12 protein-coding genes are annotated in these 15,403 nt (G+C 47.9%); 3 read left to right on the top strand and 9 right to left on the bottom strand.

The genetic code is table 11. The features are described 5' to 3' along the window. Position 1: 1 nt before the first annotated feature. The 3 genes from QZT80_RS08395 to metG form a co-directional block, all read right to left on the bottom strand. Positions 2 to 889: an ABC transporter ATP-binding protein gene (locus tag QZT80_RS08395; protein ID WP_295120440.1), complete on the bottom strand. Its 888-nt coding sequence runs from the start codon at positions 887 to 889 to the stop codon at positions 2 to 4. A 96-nt stretch (positions 890 to 985) separates the two neighbouring features. Next, positions 986 to 3,385 (bottom strand): 3-hydroxyacyl-CoA dehydrogenase/enoyl-CoA hydratase family protein, encoded by a 2,400-nt coding sequence (locus tag QZT80_RS08390; protein ID WP_295120439.1) that lies wholly within the window; start codon positions 3,383 to 3,385, stop codon positions 986 to 988. Positions 3,386 to 3,714: 329 nt separating this feature from the next. Beyond that, entirely contained in the window at positions 3,715 to 5,796 is a 2,082-nt protein-coding gene (gene metG / locus QZT80_RS08385; RefSeq protein WP_295120438.1) for a methionine--tRNA ligase, read from the bottom strand. Positions 5,797 to 5,950: 154 nt separating this feature from the next. Here metG and QZT80_RS08380 point away from each other — a divergent pair, with 154 nt between their 5' ends. After that, a complete protein-coding gene (locus QZT80_RS08380) occupies positions 5,951 to 6,862 on the top strand; it encodes an LD-carboxypeptidase (protein WP_295120437.1) in 912 nt (303 codons plus the stop codon). 49 nt (positions 6,863 to 6,911) lie between these two features. On the opposite strand, the gene QZT80_RS08375 is transcribed toward QZT80_RS08380, so the two are convergent. Genes QZT80_RS08375 through QZT80_RS08360 form a run of 4 tightly spaced genes read right to left on the bottom strand, consistent with a single transcriptional unit; the run spans position 6,912 to position 10,703 of the window. Continuing rightward, positions 6,912 to 7,727, bottom strand: coding sequence for an alpha/beta fold hydrolase (locus QZT80_RS08375; RefSeq protein ID WP_295120436.1), 816 nt, complete (start codon positions 7,725 to 7,727; stop codon positions 6,912 to 6,914). A 7-nt stretch (positions 7,728 to 7,734) separates the two neighbouring features. After that, a complete protein-coding gene (locus QZT80_RS08370; RefSeq protein WP_295120435.1) occupies positions 7,735 to 8,523 on the bottom strand; it encodes an alpha/beta fold hydrolase in 789 nt (262 codons plus the stop codon). A gap of 23 nt (positions 8,524 to 8,546) precedes the next feature. Continuing rightward, complete coding sequence (locus tag QZT80_RS08365; RefSeq protein WP_295120434.1) at positions 8,547 to 9,353, bottom strand: ThiF family adenylyltransferase; 807 nt, start codon at positions 9,351 to 9,353, stop codon at positions 8,547 to 8,549. 21 nt (positions 9,354 to 9,374) lie between these two features. Next, positions 9,375 to 10,703, bottom strand: a complete 1,329-nt coding sequence (locus QZT80_RS08360; RefSeq protein ID WP_295120432.1) for a HAMP domain-containing sensor histidine kinase — start codon at positions 10,701 to 10,703, stop codon at positions 9,375 to 9,377. Positions 10,704 to 11,193: 490 nt separating this feature from the next. Here QZT80_RS08360 and QZT80_RS08355 point away from each other — a divergent pair, with 490 nt between their 5' ends. Then, positions 11,194 to 11,745, top strand: a complete 552-nt coding sequence (locus QZT80_RS08355) for a YqgE/AlgH family protein (RefSeq protein WP_295120430.1) — start codon at positions 11,194 to 11,196, stop codon at positions 11,743 to 11,745. Positions 11,746 to 12,067: 322 nt separating this feature from the next. Here QZT80_RS08355 and atpC read toward each other — a convergent pair whose 3' ends face one another. Both atpC and atpD read right to left on the bottom strand, forming a co-directional pair. Beyond that, on the bottom strand, positions 12,068 to 12,325 hold the full coding sequence (atpC, locus tag QZT80_RS08350; RefSeq protein ID WP_295120428.1) for an ATP synthase F1 subunit epsilon: 258 nt from the start codon (positions 12,323 to 12,325) through the stop codon (positions 12,068 to 12,070). Positions 12,326 to 12,387: 62 nt separating this feature from the next. Further along, on the bottom strand, positions 12,388 to 13,887 hold the full coding sequence (gene atpD / locus QZT80_RS08345; RefSeq protein WP_295120425.1) for a F0F1 ATP synthase subunit beta: 1,500 nt from the start codon (positions 13,885 to 13,887) through the stop codon (positions 12,388 to 12,390). Positions 13,888 to 14,145: 258 nt separating this feature from the next. Between atpD and QZT80_RS08340 the strand changes: the two genes are divergently transcribed. Further along, positions 14,146 to 15,381: an FN3 domain-containing metallophosphoesterase family protein gene (locus QZT80_RS08340; RefSeq protein WP_295120422.1), complete on the top strand. Its 1,236-nt coding sequence runs from the start codon at positions 14,146 to 14,148 to the stop codon at positions 15,379 to 15,381. Positions 15,382 to 15,403: the final 22 nt, after the last annotated feature.

Below are 15,403 nucleotides of genomic sequence, written 5' to 3'. Positions count from 1 at the left end.
ATTAAGCTTTGGTGATTTCAAAAAATGCCGCTTCCAGGCTCTTTTTGCGGATGATGAGATGGTTAAGACGTACGCCGTTCTCGAAGCACCAGGCGTTTACTTCTTCCGCGGTAGTTCCATTGTGGAAGCTTACCTGCAGCGTTTCTGTACTGGCTACAATGCTTGAAAAGGCAGGATGCCCGGCTATCACCTGCTTCAGCCTTTCCAGGTCGGCAGCACCCATCTCTATAAAATCTTCCCGGCTTATCACCTGCGATACAGGCCCGCTCATCAGCAGGTTACCTTTTAACATGATCGCCACATGATCGCACACCTTCTCTACCTCATCCAGCAGATGGCTGGCCATAATTACGGTTTTACCCATACCGGCCAGCTCCTTGATCAGGCGCCTTACTTCAGCAATACCCACTGGATCGAGGCCGTTGGTGGGCTCATCCAGCACCAGTACGCCTGGGTCGCCCAGCAGCGCGGAGGCAATGGCCAGGCGCTGTTTCATACCCAGGGAAAAGGTTTTGAATTTGGAGTGCTGACGCTCGGTAAGACCGGCAATGCCAAGTACACGTTGTATATCATCCTCGCCACGACCTTTAATAGCCGCTGCAATGCGCAGGTTATCGAAGGCCGACAGGTAATGGTAAAAGTTGGGCGTTTCCAGCAGCGTGCCTATTTGTTTACGGGCATCGGCACCCGCGGGGCCGTCAAACAGGGTAAAGGTGCCGGAATCGGCTTTGAGCACATCGGTTACTATACCTAACAGGGTAGTTTTACCACTACCGTTAGGCCCGAGTATGCCGAAAACGCTACCCGCCGGGACGTCGAACGAAACGCCTTTTAGCGCCTGTATACGTCCGTAGCTTTTAGCGATGTTGTTGAGGGATAGAATTGACACAGTTGATAAATTTTAGGTGAATATAGGGCGAGATATAAAAAAAGGGGTGTTTGTTTGACCAACACCCCTTTTCTATCACCCAACAGGTTAAAATTTCTAGTTACGGAGGGGTTTGCCGGTTTTAAGCATCGCCTGCAGGCGTTCGAGCGTTTTCCTTTCACCACAAAGGCTCAGGAAGGCTTCCCTTTCCAGGTCCAGCAGGTATTGCTCGCTCACCAGCGTAGGTTCGCTCAGGTCGCCGCCACACATTACGTACGCCAGCTTGCCTGCTATCTTAGCATCATGCTCGGAAATGTAATTACCGAACTTCATCCCGTTCACACCGGCCAGCATAGCGCCTAAACCACCGCGACCCAATACTTTCACATCGGTACGTTCTACCGGCCTGGTATAACCATCGGCCGCTATCTCTATCACACTGCGTTTCGCATCGGCAATCACCCGGCTTTGGTTAAGACTTATTTCATCTGTACCATGCCTTAAAATACCTAAGTCAAAGGCTTCGTGCGCGGAGGTACTCACTTTAGCGGTGGCTATTGTAAGATAACGCTCCTGGAGGATATTATTCTCCACTAATCCATCTTTAAATTCATCGGCTGCCCTTAAAGCCATTTCTTTAGTACCGCCGCCGCCTGGAATAAGACCTACACCAAATTCCACGAGGCCAATATAACTTTCTGCTGCGGCCTGCACTTTATCTGCATGTAAACTCATCTCGCAGCCACCACCTAACGTAAGACCATGAGGAGCCACTACTACAGGGATGGAGGAGTAACGCAGGCGCATGGTCGTACGCTGGAACAGGCGAACGGCCATGTCCAGTTCATCGTACTCCTGCTCTGCCGCAAACATAAATATCATACCCACATTGGCGCCTGCCGAAAACACGGCACCATCGTTCCCTATCACTAAACCAAGGAAATCTTTTTCCGCACGGTCTACTGCTTTATGAATTCCTTCCAGCACTTCACCGCCAATGGTGTTCATCTTTGTTTTCCAATCGAGGCAGGCTACACCATCGCCCAGGTCGTACAAACTACAGGCGGCGTTTTTCCAGATAACGTTGCCTGCATAGTTTTCAAGTATCACGAAGTTATCGGTACCCGGTATAGCTTCGTATTGCTGCGATACCTGGCTGTAGTAATACTTTTTACCGTTCTCTATTTTGTAGAAGTGCTTAATGCCTTTGCCCAGCATATCTTTCACCCATTGGGCAACGGTTAAACCTTTCGCTTCGATGGTTTTGATACCGCTTTCCACGCCCAGCAAATCCCAGGTTTCGAAAGCACCTATCTCCCAGCCAAAACCGGCTTTCATGGCATCGTCCACTTTATAAAGATCATCGGCTACTTCGGGAATACGGTGTGAGATGTAAGAGAAAAGATAAGCATGGAAAGATTGATAGAACTGCCCCGCTTTGTCGGTGCCATTCGCCACTGCACGTATCCGCTGTTTCAGGTCGTCTATCGGTTTGGCCGCTTCTATGCTGCCGAACCTTGCCTTCTGGCGCGGGCCATACTCCATGGTTTGCAGGTTTAGCGTCAGTATTTCTTTTCCGCCTTCTCCTTTTGTTTTCTTATAAAACCCCTGGCCTGTTTTATCGCCCAGCCATTTGTTGTCTACGATCTTTTGCAGGAAAGCGGGTATTTTAAATATCGCTTTTGCTTCGTCCTGCGGACAGTTTTGTTCCACTCCCACGGCCACTTTCACGAGGGTGTCGATACCCACCACATCGGCCGTACGGAACGTGGCCGATTTAGGGCGGCCAATTACAGGGCCGGTCAGCGTATCTATTTCATCCACGTTTAAGCCCATCTCCTCCATAATATGAAAGATGGCCATAATGGAAAATACGCCCACGCGGTTAGCGATGAAGGCAGGAGTATCTTTCGCCAGCACCGTGGTTTTACCCAGGTACAGGTCGCCGTAGTGCATCAGGAAATCCACTACTTCAGGATCGGTATGCGGTGTTGGAATTACTTCCAGCAGGCGCAGGTAACGCGGCGGGTTGAAGAAGTGCGTACCGCAGAAATGTTTTTTAAAGTCTTCGCTCCGGCCCTCCGTCATCAAATGAATAGGAATGCCCGATGTATTGGAAGTAATGAGGGTACCGGGTTTACGGAATTGTTCTACCTGTTCGAACACCGACTTCTTCACCTCCAGGTTTTCCACCACCACCTCAATGATCCAGTCGTAACCCGCAATATCTTTCATATTGTCGGTAAAGTTGCCCGTCCTGATATGTTTAGCCACCTCTTTATTAAAAACAGGCGAAGGGTTCGATTTTAAAGCAGCCTGCAAAGCCTCGTTTACAATACGGTTTTTCACAGCCGGATGATCAGTACTGAGGCCTTTCGCTTTCTCCGCGTCGTTCGGTTCTTTCGGTGCAATGTCCAGCAACAGTACTTTAACGCCAATGCCTGCAAAATGACAGGCAATTCTTGAGCCCATTACCCCTGATCCCAGCACAGCTACTTTATTGATTCTTCTTTGCATGTTTCCTGCTTTTATGCGGTTATTGAACTTGTGGAATAATAAATGAATTTAGTGTTTTTTGCCATTCGTACATCAAACAGGCAGATGAAACTTTGCCTCGCCCGCCAACCCGCGCTGGTAAACAAGCTACCGTACGCACCACCACTGTTTGCAGCAGAAAATATTGCCAATGCCGCTTTCACAACGCCCTATATAGTAACAATCAATTGATTGTGAACAACATTAAAACAAAAAAACACAACAAACGCTGACGCCTGTTGTGTTTTTAAAGCCTTTAAAGCAGTATTATAAACGGCCGTTGATAGGCGGCCATTCTTATTTCAGTAAGATTAGCTTACGTTACTACCGGGCGCTACCGCCTCGGCAGGGTTCACGAATACCAGGCGGCCATCTTCATCTTCCGCCATCAGTATCATACCCTGGCTTTCGATACCGCGCATTTTGCGTGGGGCCAGGTTGGCAACGAGCGTAACCTGTTTGCCTACGATATCCTCTGGTTTATAGTGCATGGCAATACCAGAAACTACAGTGCGTTGTTCGCTACCCAGGTCTACGGTCAGTTTCAGCAGTTTGTCTGCTTTCTCGACCTTCTCAGCCGCGGTAATGGTACCGGCTTTCAGTTCCAGTTTCGCGAAGTCGTCGTATTGGATTTCTGCTTTCTTTGGCGCTGCTGGTTTAGCGGGTTCTGCGGCGGCTTGTGCGGCGGCAGACTGCGCTAAACCTGCATGCAATTTATCTACTTGTTCTTTCACCTGTTCGTCTTCTATTTTCTTAAATAATAATTCCGGCGCGCGTAAAGTATAACCCACGCTCACCAGCTTCATGCTGCCGGCGTTGCTCCATTCAAGCATACGATCGACCACCTTCAGCATATGGCAGATTTTCTGCGCGGTGAAAGGCAGGAAAGGATTGGCGAATATCGCCAGGTTAGCGGTCAGTTGTAAACACACGTGCAAACAGTTATCGATCACCTTTTGATTTTCGGCCTGTAGTTCTGGTGTTTTTGCCAGCAGCCATGGCGCCTTTTCCTGTAAATAACGGTTGCCTTCACGCGCTACGTTCATCATTTCCGACAGGGCTTCCCGGAAACGGTAGTTTTCCAGCGAATCGGTGATTTTCTGTTTTGCGCTCTGCAACATCTGAAACACCGCATCGTCCCTTTCATCCTTCACATCCGCATGTATGGGCGGCACTTTACCCCCACACAGCTTGTGCATAAGCACCATGGTACGGTTCACGAAATTACCGAAGATGGATACCAGCTCGCTGTTATTGCGATCCTGAAAGTCTTTCCAGGTAAAGTCATTATCTTTTGTTTCCGGCGCAGTGCTGCATAATACATAACGCAGCACATCCTGCTGATCGGGAAAGTCCTTTACATAATCGTTTACCCACACCGCCCAGTTGCGCGATGTTGATACCTTTTCGCCTTCAATGTTCAGGAACTCGTTAGCGGGTACGTTTTCGGGCAACACGAAATTACCGTGCGCCTTCAACATAGCCGGGAATATAATACAGTGGAACACGATATTGTCCTTACCGATAAAATGTACCAGTTTGGTATCGTCCTGGCACCAGTACTTTTGCCAGTCGGGCGTCAGTTCTTTGGTGGCAGATATGTAACCGATAGGCGCATCGAACCAAACATATAACACCTTGCCTTCCGCATCCGGTAAAGGCACTTTAATGCCCCAGTTGCTGTCGCGGGTCATGGCGCGACTTTGCAGGCCACTGTCTATCCAGCTTTTACACTGTCCGTATACGTTATTTTTCCACTCTTTATGTCCTTCCAGCAACCATTCTTTCAACCATGGTTCGTACTGCTGTAAAGGCATGTACCAGTGTTTTGTTTTCCTTTTCACAGGCACTGCATCGCTCAGTGCAGATCTTGGGTTGATGAGTTCATCCGGGCTCAGCGAGGTGCCGCAACGTTCGCACTGGTCGCCGTATGCTTTATCGTTACCACATTTAGGGCAGGTACCGATAATGTAACGATCGGCCAGGAACACGTTTTTCACTTCATCATAATACTGCTCCGATTCTTTTTCTTCGAACAGTCCTTTTTCGTACATGTTGGTGAAGAAGGCAGAAGCGGTTTCGTGATGTACTGTATTGGAGGTACGCGAGAACACATCGAAAGATATACCCATCGCTGCGAAGCTGTCGCGTATGATCGCGTAATATTTGTCTACAATATCCTGCGGGGTTACGTTTTCCTTCATCGCCTTAATGGTGATGGGAACTCCATGTTCGTCCGTGCCGCATATGAATTTTACGTCTGCCCCGGTTGCCCGCAGGTAACGCACGTATATATCCGAAGGTAGGTAACAACCCGCCAGGTGCCCGATATGCACGGGGCCATTGGCGTATGGAAGCGCTGCTGTGACCAGGTATCTGTTAAACTGTTTCATCCGTACTTATTTGTCTTTTTTCCGGCGGATGAAACCTGGCAGTGTGAATTTATTTTATTCATTACCGGGTTTCAATTTCCGTCTTAAAATATTGCTTATACTTGTTGGCAATATTATGTCAATTAATCAGCAAAGGTAACTAAAGCACTTAAGAATGATAAAAATTCCACCATATCTGAAAAAAGGTGACCTGATCGGTATTACCTGTGCGAGTAGCAAAATGGAGTTGTACCAGGCCGAATACGCCGCCAGTGTGTTGGAATCGTGGGGGTACAGGGTACATCTGGGCATTACCGTAGGCACCAGTTTTCATAACTTTTCGGCCCCGGAGGAACTGCGCCTCGAGGAACTGCAGGACATGCTAGACGATCCCGAAATCAAGGCTATACTGTTTGGCCGCGGAGGGTATGGCATGATCTGTATCATCGACCAGCTTAACTTCTCAAAATTCCGTAAAAATCCTAAGTGGTTATGCGGCTACAGCGATGTTACTGTACTTCATGCCCATGTACATCAGAAAGTAGGGGTGGCCACCATCCACTCTATGATGAGCAGCGGTATTACCATCGCTACGCAGGAAGACCAGTACGTGCAGAGCCTTCGCCTGGCCCTCGCCGGCAAAAGTTATAAATACACTCATGGCCCGCACCCCATGAACCGCAATGGATCTGGCTCAGGCGAACTGGTAGGGGGTAACCTTACCCTGTTAGCCGCCTCCTCAGGCTCGCCTTCACAAATCGATACGAAGGGAAAAATATTGGTATTGGAAGATATCGGGGAGTACCGTTATAGTGTAGATCGTATGATGTACACCCTGAAACGGGCTGGCTGGCTCGATAAACTGGCGGGCCTCATTGTAGGTGGGTTTACCGACCCCCGTGAAACCGAAACGCCTTTTGGCCAAACAGAGTACGAAATCATTCGCCACGTAGTGAAGGAATTCAGCTACCCGGTATGTTACGGCTTCCCGGTAGGCCACCAGGAACAGAACTTCGCGTTAAAACTGGGCTTAAAACATGAGTTGAAGGTGGGTGCCACGGGTGTTAGCCTGAAACCGCTGAAATAATCGTTTACGATACTAAGTTAAATGCCTGCCGGTAACCGGCAGGCATTTTTTAATTATTTAAGATGGAATCTATCTTTTGTTCGTACACCTTAAACTTAGTTAATCCGTTATGATGCCCCTCCGGGATGGTGATAAACTCGTCCGTCGGCTTTAGTAACGGCTTCAGCTTCTCAGCCGACCCGTAAGGTACCACGGCGTCTTCTGTTCCATGAAATATGGTGATCGGCTCCTTTACATCTGGAATAAAAGAATACGTAGGAAATTTAAAGTTCATCAGGTAGTCGTACGGGTATAGTGGTGCGTACTGCATCACCACATCGGGCAAACTGTAATAAGGCGTTTCCAGCACCAGGGCCTTACATTCCCTTACAGAAGCCAGCTGCGAAGCAATACCGGTACCCAGCGACTTCCCGTAAACCACTATTTGCCAGGGTGCGTAGTGAGCGCGGGCCACTTTGTACATCTGCAGCGCATCTGCATAAAAGGTTTCTTCCTTTAAACGCCCCGTGCTTTTTCCAAACTGCCTGTAATCCATGATCAACGCATCATAACCGTTGCGGGTAAAGTACTTCATGTACCCGGCATAACGTTCTATATTCTGCCCGTTACCGTGAAAATACAGCACCATGCCACGGGGCTTGTCCGCTTTAAATAACACTGCACTTATCTTTTCCTTCTTATTTACAGGTATCAGCAACTCTTCAAAAGGTACATCGAACTTATACTGGTAGTTAACCGGTAGTACGGTGGGGTGAAAAATGAGTCGCTCCTGGACGTAGTACAATACTACCCCGCCACCGATATACAGCGCAATAATCCATAACAGTGCCCTTTTCCAGGGGAATTTTGATAACGATGCTTTCATGTACTGTTTAATGTTGCAAAATGTCTCTTATAAAGGCATGATACTCGTGAAAAACCGGCAGGTTGTTATGCCTCCCTCCTTCTATCCTGATAAGTGTAATCATGTTCGGATTGAGCGCCTGCAGATGCTCGCTGTGGCGGATAGGGATCAGCCGGTCTTTGGTGCCGTGTAAAATATAGGTGTGGCAGGTTACCTTTTTGATCCACAGGTCGGTACGCAGGTGATAACGCAGTACCCAGCGCAGGGGCAGTATTGGTAAAAACCTTTTTACTACCCGGGCAAAACTATAATAGGGAGCATCCAGTATCAGGTAGCGCGGGTGATTATCACTGGCCACTTTGGCGGCAAAACCACTGCCAATGCTTCTGCCGTACACCAATATGCAATGTTCCGGCTGGGCGGCTAACAGCGTGTCATACACGAACTGCGCATCTTTCAGTAACTGCTGTTCGCTGCGTTTACCGGTGCTTTTGCCAAACCCGCGGTAATCGATCATGATCACATCGTAACCATACCGGGTAAAATCTTTCGCGAACTTACCCCAGCCTTTAATGCTGCGGCTGTTGCCATGAAAATACAGGATGGTACCGTGCGGTTTATCTACCAGGAAATGTAACCCGTTAATGCGTACACCCGGCGCTACTTCGTAAAACAACTCCTCAAACGGCTGATCGTACTTAAAAGCGAAGTCCTGGCGCAGCTTTTCCGGCTTAAAGATAAAGAACTCCTGTACCAGGTAGGCCAGTACAATTAATGCCAGGTAGCCGGCAATGATATAGATCACCGTTGGGCTCATGCTTCCCTTAAGGTACGTAAAATCTAATCCTCCACGTCGGGCTCTATCACCATTCCGTATTCCTCAGCCGTAAGCAGGCCTTTGGCCAGCGTTTCTTCAATTACCACCGCGTCTGGTGTTATGCTTTCGATGTTGAATTGCTGGTGCAGGAAGTCGAAGCTGAACAGGCGACCAATACCTGGCACTTCCAGGATGTACTGGATAACCCCGTTTACGAGCTGGGTAGCCGCTGCACCATGCGTAAAGGCCAGGGCACCGGCGTCGAAATTGCGAAACTCATCAATCTTCTTACTCACACAACGGTAACTGGCGCTTTTGCTGCCACCTGCCAGCGGGAAGTTAAATCCACCCCACCAGGCTACCCAGTTATGCACTTCGCCTATAACGAAAGGTTTGCCTGTGGTTATACAGGCGTCGTTCACCACCAGGTGTGTGGGCTGGTGCTGACTGCAATCTATTATAATATCGAATTCACGGATTACGGTGAGTACGTTTTCGGGCTTTACCTGTATCAGTAAAGGATAGTGTTTGGTAAAGGGATTAAAGGCCCACATCCTGCTGGAGGCCATTTTCGCTTTATGTTTCCGGATGTCCTGTATCTGGAAAAGCGGGGTACGCGCCAGATCTTCTTCGAGCAGCACTCCATAATCGGCAATGCCTATTACACCTACGCCGGCGGCGCTCAGGTATTGTATTACGGTAGCACCTAAACCACCGCAGCCGATCACCAGTATACGGCTGTTCTTTATTTTGTCCTGCATATCAATACCTACACCGGGAACGGCAATAGGGTGTTTGAAACGCAGCAGTTCTCTTTCTGTTAATGCCATTTTTCCTTGCTGTTATAGTATTTAGTCCTGGGGGAATTCCAGTGTAAATTTACTGCCTTTACCGACGGCGCTCTCCGCTTTTATCTTTCCCTTGTGCGCGTCCACAATGGTTTTTACGTACGACAAGCCCAGGCCGAAGCCTTTTACATTGTGTACATTGCCCGTGTGCGCCCGGTAAAACTTCTCAAAGATACGTGAAACCGTATCCCTGGTCATACCTATACCATTATCGGAAATAGTGATAATGAGATGTTTGCGGGTATTATGGGTGTGGATTTTTACTTCCAGGTTCTGTTTAGAGTACTTGATCGCGTTATCCAACAGGTTAAAGATCACGTTGCCAAAGTGTACCTCGTCTACCTTCAGGATGGGCTGGATGGCCTGTAACTGCAAGTCTACTTTACCATTTTTACTGTCCAGTTGTAGTTGCAAATTTTCCACGGTATGGGTAATTAACTGGTGCACATCGATCACCTGCAGGTTGAGCGCGATCTCTTCTTTTTCCATCATGGCACTTTGCAGGATCGTTTCTACCTGTTTATTCATCCTTTTGTTCTCTTCTTTGATCATGCTGGAGAACTGGCGGATTTTGTCGGGGTGACCAATTACCTTTTCATTGCCGATGGCGTCGATGGCCAGTGAGATAGTGGCCAGTGGCGTTTTCAGCTCGTGAGTCATATTATTGATGAAGTCCGACTTTATTTCTGATAACTTTTTCTGGTTAAGCAGGGTGCGGATGGTAAGTAAAAAGGCCATGATAATGATGGTGGTAAACAGGATGCTGCCCACGATCATGAACCCGAGGTACTTAAAAATATAGGGGCTTTGCTGGGGAATAATTACCTGCAACGACTCGGGGGCTACCAGTGTGGGCATCTCCATATCGCTTAAAAACACCCCGTACACCCGGTAGCTGTTAGAGTCTACCACGGTAGCATTGTACACCATCTTCTCAAAACCTGCCGACTTTAAATGATAACTTCTTTCGCCTACCACTGCAAACTCAAAGTCCGTTTGGATCTTATTATTGGCCATGGCCCTTTTCAGCAAAGCTGTCACTTCGTCAGCCGAAAAACGGGCACCAATAGGTTCAAATAGTGGCATTATGTCACGGCTCAGCCGGATATTCCGGGAGTCGGCTAAGGTTTGGTCGAGGCGGAGTGTTTTAAAATTGCGGCTCATCATCGACCTGGCCACGGTATCCATAACGCGATACATACGCTGGTCGCGTTCTTCGCGTTTAATTACGGCTGCGTTCCTTATCCAGCTTACCTGTATGTAAATAATACCGGCGAGGGAGAGTGTGATCAGGACAACTATCAGGGGAAATGTTTTCTTTAAAGGCAACATGCTTAAATCTGGTGAATATTTTTTAAAGATAGCCAATCAAACTGACCGGGAAAGGCTACAATTTGTTAAAAATCAGCGTATAACCGCCATAGATGTGAACCCGGGCCATAGCAGGGCCATTGCTGACAATTATTATTGCTATAGCAACGATGATACAAAATTAAAGCGCTGAAAGGCGCATCCATACTGTTTTTACGAAAACACTATCACTTTAACGTAACTTTAACGCAAAATTTACATCATATTTCCCTGCACTTTACCTAACTTTGCTGAGCAATCTGGTACTAAATTTGATATTCTAGTACTGGTTGATAAAAAGATAAAAATTTATTTCTACATACATCGACGTGGATTCTTTCCATAAGCGATTTAGATTTTGGTTGATAAAATGGTAAGGGGGTTGTCTAGCCTCCTTCTTTTTTTTATATACCCCTCCCATTCTTCCCCTCAAATAGCTAAATTTGGTTAGACGCAAGCAAAAATTTAGTGTATGGTTCAGTTATCGCCAGGTATATTGCTTATTGCGGACCCTTTTTTGAAAGATCCGAATTTCGCCCGTGCTGTTATACTACTGTGCGAACATCAGGACAGAGGAAGTTTTGGCTTTGTGATCAATAAGCTGTTCGATCAGCGGCTCGACGAGCTTATTCCCGATATTATTCCCTCCAACATCCCGGTATTTAACGGCGGCCCTGTACAGCAGGACACAATTCATTTCGTACACCAGGTACCCGAGCTTATTGAAGGCGGCTTTGAGATCGTACCCGGCCTTTACTGGGGCGGGCGTTTCGATGCGGCTGTTGAGCTTATTAATGCCGGCAAAATGGATTTGAGCAAGATCAAGTTTTTCATTGGTTACTCCGGCTGGAGTACCGGTCAACTGGAAGCCGAGTTCAAGGATAAAAGCTGGATACTCTCCCATATTAGTGTACCGCTGGTATTTAAGGAAAAAGACCAGGACGTCTGGAAACTGGCGCTTAAGAACCTGGGGCATTCTTTTGCCATGATGGCTAACTTCCCTATCGACCCATCACTGAACTAGCATTTTTAAAATGAACAGGAATGAACAGCCCTTTATCTGCATATTGGGTTAACTTAGTTATGCTATAACTGTAAAAGGCGAAACACCCGTCCATGGCTGTTTTAGTCATTTCATACCAACCGTTATAAACGATTTAGGGGTTTAATATGCGCCAGGCAATGACTCATAGCGTTGTCTTCGTATATCTAAACGTAGGGTAACCCGGTCTGCATTCTTACCGGCCGGTTGTATTTCATCTTAGACTTTAATGGATTAAGTACAAAAAAAGGCCGGGTAATCTTACCCGGCCTTTTACTATCTGCTAATCTTACGATAATCGTAATTACTTGCCAGTTGGCACAACACCTTCTACCAGTACGGTAGCTTTGTTGTTCAGCACTTCTACGAAGCCGCCTTCAATAACATAATGTTCTGCATGCGTCTTGTCGGCCAACACCTTCATTTTGCCGTTAGCCAGCGCAGCAATCAGCGGCGCGTGCCTGTCGAGGATCTCGAAAGAGCCGTCTACGCCGGGCAGTTGTATACCGTATACTTCGCCTGTAAAAAGCTTTTTTTCCGGTGTTAATATTTCTAATAACATGATTGAATGCGTTGCGTTAATGGATCCTTTTTACACCGCTGTCCTCTCGGGCAGCTCTGTCCTTAGCGGGCAGATTCGAGCAGTTTCTTACCTTTCTCCATCGCATCTTCGATGGTACCTACCAGGTTGAAAGCCGCTTCCGGATAATCATCCACATCGCCGTCCATGATCATGTTGAAACCTTTGATGGTATCTTCGATCGGAACCAGTACACCTTTAAGACCTGTAAACTGCTCTGCCACGTGGAAAGGCTGTGACAGGAAACGCTGTACTTTACGGGCGCGGAATACGGTTTGTTTATCTTCGTCGCTCAACTCGTCCATACCCAGGATCGCGATGATGTCCTGCAGTTCTTTATAGCGCTGGAGGATCATTTTCACCCTTTGAGCACAGTTGTAGTGTGCTTCACCGATGATAGAAGGTGAAAGGATACGGGAAGTAGAGTCCAATGGATCTACCGCAGGGTAGATACCAAGGTCAGCGATTTTACGGCTCAATACCGTAGTCGCGTCAAGGTGGGCGAAGGTTGTTGCCGGAGCCGGATCGGTCAAGTCATCCGCAGGTACATATACCGCCTGTACGGAGGTAATTGAACCGTTTTTGGTAGAAGTGATACGTTCCTGCATCAGACCCATCTCAGTTGCCAGGGTTGGCTGGTAACCTACCGCTGATGGCATACGACCTAACAGCGCGGATACTTCAGAACCTGCCTGGGTGAAACGGAAGATATTATCTACGAAGAAGAGGATGTCTTTACCACCACCTGCAGTACCATCTCCATCACGGAAATATTCTGCGATAGTAAGACCAGACAGGGCTACCCTTGCACGGGCTCCGGGAGGTTCGTTCATCTGACCGAAGATAAAGGTAGCCTGTGATTGCTCCAGTTCCTTTTTATCTACAGCAGACAGGTCCCATCCGCCTTCTTCCATTGAATGTTTGAATTTCTCGCCGTATTTAACGATACCAGCTTCGATCATTTCACGCATCAGATCGTTACCCTCACGTGTACGCTCACCAACACCGGCGAATACAGACAAACCTTCGTAACCTTTTGCAATGTTGTTGATCAGCTCCTGGATCAATACGGTTTTACCCACACCAGCACCACCGAACAAACCGATTTTACCACCCTTTGCGTATGGCTCGATCAGGTCGATTACTTTAATACCGGTAAACAGCACTTCAGTATCAGTAGCCAGGTCCTCGAAGCGAGGCGGCTTACGGTGAATAGGGTAACCATTAGAAGCGTCTACGTTACCGAGACCGTCGATAGCCTCACCTACCACGTTGAACAAACGACCTTTGATCTGTTCGCCTACGGGCATTTTGATCGGGGAGCCAAGGTCTGCAACAGCCATACCGCGTACAAGACCGTCGGTAGAATCCATCGCTACTGTACGAACGCTGTCTTCACCCAGGTGCGTCTGAACTTCCAGGATCAGTTTCTGGCCGTTATCACGTGTAATTTCCAGGGCGTTGTAGATTTCGGGCAATTTTCCTTCAAAATGCACGTCCACTACGGGACCGATGATTTGTTTGATCTTACCTGTGTTAGGCATATTAATCGAAATTTATAGTGCGGTTTTATGAAATTTTGCGCAAAGGTAAGGGTTAGAAACAGAAATTCAAAAACCCCGGCAACCCTAATTGCCTGATTTTTTAAACTTATTTTCTGCCCGTTGAAAAACCTTGTAAAAGTCACGCAATATCGGTGATAATATTTATTTAACCTGCCTTTTATCATAAAACACTGGAAATAAATCTCCCACCGGCTATTTTTACGCACTCCTACCTAACACATATAAAAGATCTATTGAATGAAGAACAAACAACTTCACCGCCGCGACTTCCTCGGCAACCTCTCCAAAGCCGGCCTGCTGGGCACTATTGGTTTTGGGCTGGCCCCGGCGGCAAAAGCCGGCGGATTATTACGCCAGGAAGAGCCCCTAACTGAAGGCAACCACGTTTTTACCACTAAACCTTATCTGCAGTGCCCTACACCTACGTCTATGACCATTATGTGGATGACGGCCAAACCCTGCTATAGTTGGGTGGAGTATGGCGAAAAGGGCCAACGCGACAAAAAAGCCCATCACCTCACCAACGGTATGGTGGAAGCCTACGAGCGCCTGAATAAGATACGCCTCGAAGGACTTACACCCGGCACCACATACAGCTACCAGGTTAAATCGAAGGAAATAACCGAGTTCCAGCCCTATAAACTTACTTATGGCGAAACCATTGAAAGTGATGTACTGACTTTTACCACACCGGCCAGTAACCCGAAAGAGGTGAGCTGGCTGGTACTGAACGATATTCACGACCGCCCTGCCTCGTTCGCACCACTGGTGGCGCTTAACAAAGGCGAACACTTCGACTACCTGTTCCTGAACGGCGATATGTTTGATTACCAGACAGATGAACAGCAGATAGTAGACCACCTGCTTACCCCGCTGGGCGACACCTTCTCTTCTACCACCCCGTTCATATTTGTACGCGGCAACCACGAAACCCGTGGTAAATTCCGCATGCACCTGCACGAGTACTTCGATACACCGGAACACCGCAATTATTTCCAGTACACCTGGGGACCCGTACACTTTACCGTACTGGATACCGGCGAAGACAAGGAAGATACCGCCCCTGTGTATGCCGGCATCGTAGACTTCGACAATTACAGGAGCCAGCAGGCCGAATGGCTGAAACAGGTAGTAAAATCACCCGCTTTCAGGAACGCCAGGTTCCGCGTGGTAATGATGCACATCCCCCACTATCACTCCGGCGACTGGCACGGCCCTATGGACTGCCGCAAGAAGTTCGGCCCTATATTCGAACAGGCAAAGATCGACCTGCTCATTAGCGGGCATACGCACAAATTCGGCGTACATGAAGCCCAAACCGACCATAGCTACCCGATCGTCATCGGTGGCGGACCTAAAGACGGTAACAGAACACTGATTAAGGTAAAAGCGGACCAGAAGGAACTGAACCTGCAGATGTTGAAAGATGATGGAAGTGAGGTAGGAAAGCTAAACTTCAGGAGTAAACGATAGTTGATTGTGCCCCGGTGTTACA

This window comes from uncultured Chitinophaga sp. (assembly GCF_902168175.1).
Classification (GTDB): Bacteria; Bacteroidota; Bacteroidia; order Chitinophagales; family Chitinophagaceae; genus Chitinophaga.
The sequence above is the reverse complement of the archived record's forward strand: the minus strand, read 5'-3'. Positions and strand labels throughout refer to the sequence as shown.